Raw genomic sequence first — 4,009 nt, forward strand, 5'->3', positions numbered from 1 at the left:
TGCTGATACGGCTTCGACGATGTAGGGACCTTTATTCAGCATAACGCATTCCGCCCGTTCGCCCATGGCGGCATCGGTAATTTCCGCCCGCGACGGCAAACCGGTTTTGACCATATTTTCCAGCACCTGTGTCGCCCAGATAACAGGCACATGGGCGGCTTCGCAAATCCACAGAATTTCTTCCTGCAGCTCTGCCAGCCGGCGATATCCCACTTCGACAGCCAGATCGCCGCGGGCAATCATAATGCCCAGAGGCTGACGGGACGCGGCCTGCACGATAATTTCCGGCAAATGGTCTACAGCGGCTTTCGTTTCGATCTTGGCAACAATCGCAATAGCCCGGCACGAAGCTCCGCGCCGTTTGTACAGTTCCTCCTGCAGCCTTCGAATATCGGCGCCGGACTGGACAAAGGAATAGCCTATGGCATCGGCATGGCTGGCAATAAAATCGAGATCGGTCAGATCCTTGTCGGTCAGCGGCGATATATTCATTTCTGTCTGCGGAAAATTCAGGCTCTTCTGACTCTTAATTTTACCGCCCTGCGGCTTCGTATAGGTAATGCGCAGATAGGCTCCTTCTGGAACGAGCTGTGCAACTTCTGCCTGAATCTTGCCGTCATCAATGAGAACGAGCTGCCCTTCCTGCAGATTCTGGAAGACTTCCGGCAAACTGCAGGAAATCACAATAGCGCCTGTATAGGCCGCCGGATACTGGCTAATCGGTCCTGATGCCAGGAATATCGTATCGCCGGCCATAACCTTAGGTTCAGCACCGCGAATCAGGACGGAATCAATACGCACTTTAGGGCCGCCCAAATCCATGTAAATCTTGCAGTGCCGATTCAGCTTCTTTTCTGCCTTATGAATATACGCAATCATGCGTTCCCATTTTTCCCGATCGTCGTGAGCGCAGTTAATGCGGGCACAGTCCATTCCCGCTTTCAGCAGACGCCGTACCAGTGTTTCATCTTCTGCTGCTTCCGTCGGCAGCGTCACCATAATATGGGTCTCCTTGTATTTCTTAGGCGTGCCAAAAATTCGGCTTGTATTGTATGCCAGCAGTTCATCGCCATAAAAATAGGTCTTCCGCGGCGGATAATCAATCAGTTCAGCCTCTGGCTTGCGGCAGATCCGCCCCAGCGAAGCCATGACGGCATCCAGATTGTCAATGGCCCGCGCTTCACTTCGTCCCAATGACGACAATCCCAAAGGCAGCAGATTGCGCTGTATCATCCGCAGATCCTGACAGCGCAGGGCCAGATAAAAAGCCAGATTCCAGGCACTGTACATGAACGTATGGCGCGTAATATGAGGCTTCCATTTCTGAAACAGTGCATTGCCCGTCGTCAATACATCTTCCCGCAGGCGAAGCAGATCCTGATACAGCACTTCCGGTGACTTGCTCTCATGTTTCCTTTTCATATCCACTCTCCGTCCTTTCTCAGCACAGACTCTTCTATGCTCTCATTATAATCAATGTATGAGGAACTGCAATATAAAAGGGACGCCTTTACAGGAAATTTACAGCTCCTGTCTGCTGGCCACAGGATCGCTCACCGTACATATATACAAAAAAACCGGAGACCTGAGTCTCCGGTTTCAGCCATATCTTACTGTGCTTTAGCAACTTCTACCAATTTGGCAAAGGCAGCGCCATCGTTAACAGCCAGATCAGCAAGCATCTTACGGTCGACAATAACGCCGGCTTTCGTAAGGCCGAAAATGAAACGGCTGTAGCTCAGGCCCTGAGCACGGGTAGCTGCGTTGATACGGGCGATCCACAGTTTGCGGAATTCCCGTTTCTTTGCGCGGCGGTCACGACGGGCATAGTAGAGAGCCTTCATGACGCTTTCATTTGCTTTTTTAAACAGACGGCTCCGTGTTCCGCGGTAGCCTTTAGCCATTTTTAAGATTTTTTTATGACGAGCGTGTGCTGTAACGCCAACTTTAATTCTAGCCATGAGTAATTTCCTCCAAACCTATAGATAATAATACGAACAGTCGAGTAGATGTACGGGCACATTTTGCGAACAGCGTCGCTCATCACCTTGGAAACGAGCGTAGCTTTTCTCAGGTTGCGCTTACGTTTCGGAGATTTGGATTCCAAAATGTGGCTCTTGTACGGTTTCATCCGTTTGAATTTACCAGTACCAGTAGTAGTGAAACGTTTGGCCGCTGCACGGCGAGTTTTTATTTTCGGCATAATAATATATCCTCCTCTTACTTTGCTTTGTTGGCAGCAATGACCATTGTCATATTTCTGCCTTCAATTTTAGGTTCCTTTTCTACATGGGCAAGTTCCTGAAGTTCCTCAGCGAAGCGTATCAGCAGATCCCGGCCCAATTCCGGATGGCTCATTTCGCGGCCGCGGAACATAATTGTAACTTTAACCTTGCTCCCTTCGCCCAGGAAACGCTGCGCTGCTTTCATCTTGACATAGAAATCATGGTCTTCAATATTGGGACGCAGTTTGACTTCTTTCAAGGTCAGGACCTTCTGTTTCTTCTTGGCTTCCTTTTCCCGCTTCTGCTGTTCATAGCGGTACTTGCCATAATTCATAATACGGCATACTGGCGGTTTGCCATTGGGAGCAACTTCTACCAGATCCAGATGGCGTTCTTCCGCAATCTGACGGGCCGAACGCAGAGACATAATGCCAAGCTGTTCGTTAGCATCGCTGACCACGCGGACTTCGCGGGCTCTGATTTGATCGTTGATACGCGGTTCCTTACTAATCTTCTTCCACCTCCAAAAAAAAGAACGGACAGCACAGGCTATCCGCTCGAATATCTCATCATAAACCTTAGTAACACGACCGTCATGTAAGGTGAGAAGCGGATAGCTTCTGCTTTATTTTTAACAAAAGATAGTATATCAATATTTGGGATTCCTGTCAATAGCTATTCGTATTTATTTCGAAGCCAGGCTGACAGAAGCCGATTCTTTTTTCGTAATCTTCCAGATAACCGCGCCCAGGATGAAGCCGACAATAAAGACAGGAATCCAGCCAAATCCATAGAACGACAAGGGAACTGACGTAACGATGGCTTTGGCAAAAGCCGTGCTGCTCAAGCCAGGCAGGGATTCCAGCACAGCATAGAGGGTTACCAGATATACAGAGCCTTTATACGCGCCGTCATTGGGAGCGATGGGACGAATAATCCCCAGTGTCATAAGAGCCAGGCACGGCGGATAGGTTACGCCAAAAATCCAGCCGACGTAGGTAACGATGCCGTCTACACCGAGCAGGGCAGTCAGGGAAGACAGGATGCAGCAGACAACAGCAGCCAGGCGATAGCTGATACGCTGATTGGATGCCGTATTCGTGAAGGAAGCTACTGCTGCAATCTGGCCAATAGCCGTCGTCAGGCAGGCCAGAATAACAGCAATCCCCATAGGAATCATAACGGCACCGCCAACACGCTGAATAATAGCCACGAGCAGTTCGGCTCTCCCTATTGTATCAGGATATTCACCGCTGACGCAGGCCCCCATATACAGAAGGCTTCCGTAAATAATCAGCAGCAGAACAAAGGCTACGGCACCGCAGTATATGAGTACGCGGTTTCGATCGGCCACAGAGGCATATCCTTTGCTGTTAATAGAACTGATAAACACAGCAGCCATGATAAAGCTGACCAATACATCACCTGTATTATATCCGCCCAAAAAGGCATTGACAAAGGGATTAGGAACAGATGGATCTACAGGAACACCGATAGGCTGAAAAACGCCCATAAAAGAAATAATGACCAGAATCAGTGCCAACAGAGGCGTCAAATACTTACCCATTCGATCCATGACGCTGTTTTTATCGGCTGAAAAGAAATAACAAATCACAAAGTATACGACGACTAAAGGAATAAACGGCGCTGCCGGAATATTACCCTGTACACCCAGCTGAATGGCCGTTGCACATGTTCTGGGAATAGAGACAAAGGTACAGACAATCATGAGTGCTGCTAACAGGATATTATATGTATATTTGCCGACCCGATTCGTAATGGCA

The 4,009-nt window shown here is 49.0% G+C and carries 4 protein-coding genes, 1 pseudogene and 1 other annotated feature; all 5 genes and pseudogenes read right to left on the reverse strand.

Annotated elements, in window-relative coordinates; translation table 11 throughout:
• A partial coding sequence (locus Q3886_RS08910; RefSeq protein WP_301861054.1) for a pyruvate kinase occupies positions 1-1,422 on the reverse strand: 1,422 nt, incomplete at its 3' end.
• 188 nt (positions 1,423-1,610) lie between these two features.
• Entirely contained in the window at positions 1,611-1,961 is a 351-nt protein-coding gene (gene rplT, locus Q3886_RS08915) for a 50S ribosomal protein L20 (RefSeq protein WP_301861056.1), read from the reverse strand.
• Between the two features lie 47 nt (positions 1,962-2,008).
• A pseudogene (gene rpmI, locus Q3886_RS08920) lies at positions 2,009-2,203 on the reverse strand (50S ribosomal protein L35); the annotation flags it as partial.
• A 17-nt stretch (positions 2,204-2,220) separates the two neighbouring features.
• Entirely contained in the window at positions 2,221-2,778 is a 558-nt protein-coding gene (infC, locus tag Q3886_RS08925; protein WP_367881565.1) for a translation initiation factor IF-3, read from the reverse strand.
• Positions 2,747-2,857 (reverse strand) — a sequence feature (ribosomal protein L20 leader region). It overlaps the preceding gene by 32 nt.
• A 53-nt stretch (positions 2,858-2,910) precedes the next feature.
• Positions 2,911-4,009, reverse strand: a 1,099-nt coding sequence (locus Q3886_RS08930) for a branched-chain amino acid transport system II carrier protein (protein ID WP_301861058.1), incomplete at its 5' end; no start/stop codon positions are given.

The organism is uncultured Megasphaera sp., assembly GCF_958350005.1.
Lineage (GTDB): Bacteria > Bacillota > Negativicutes > Veillonellales > Megasphaeraceae > Megasphaera.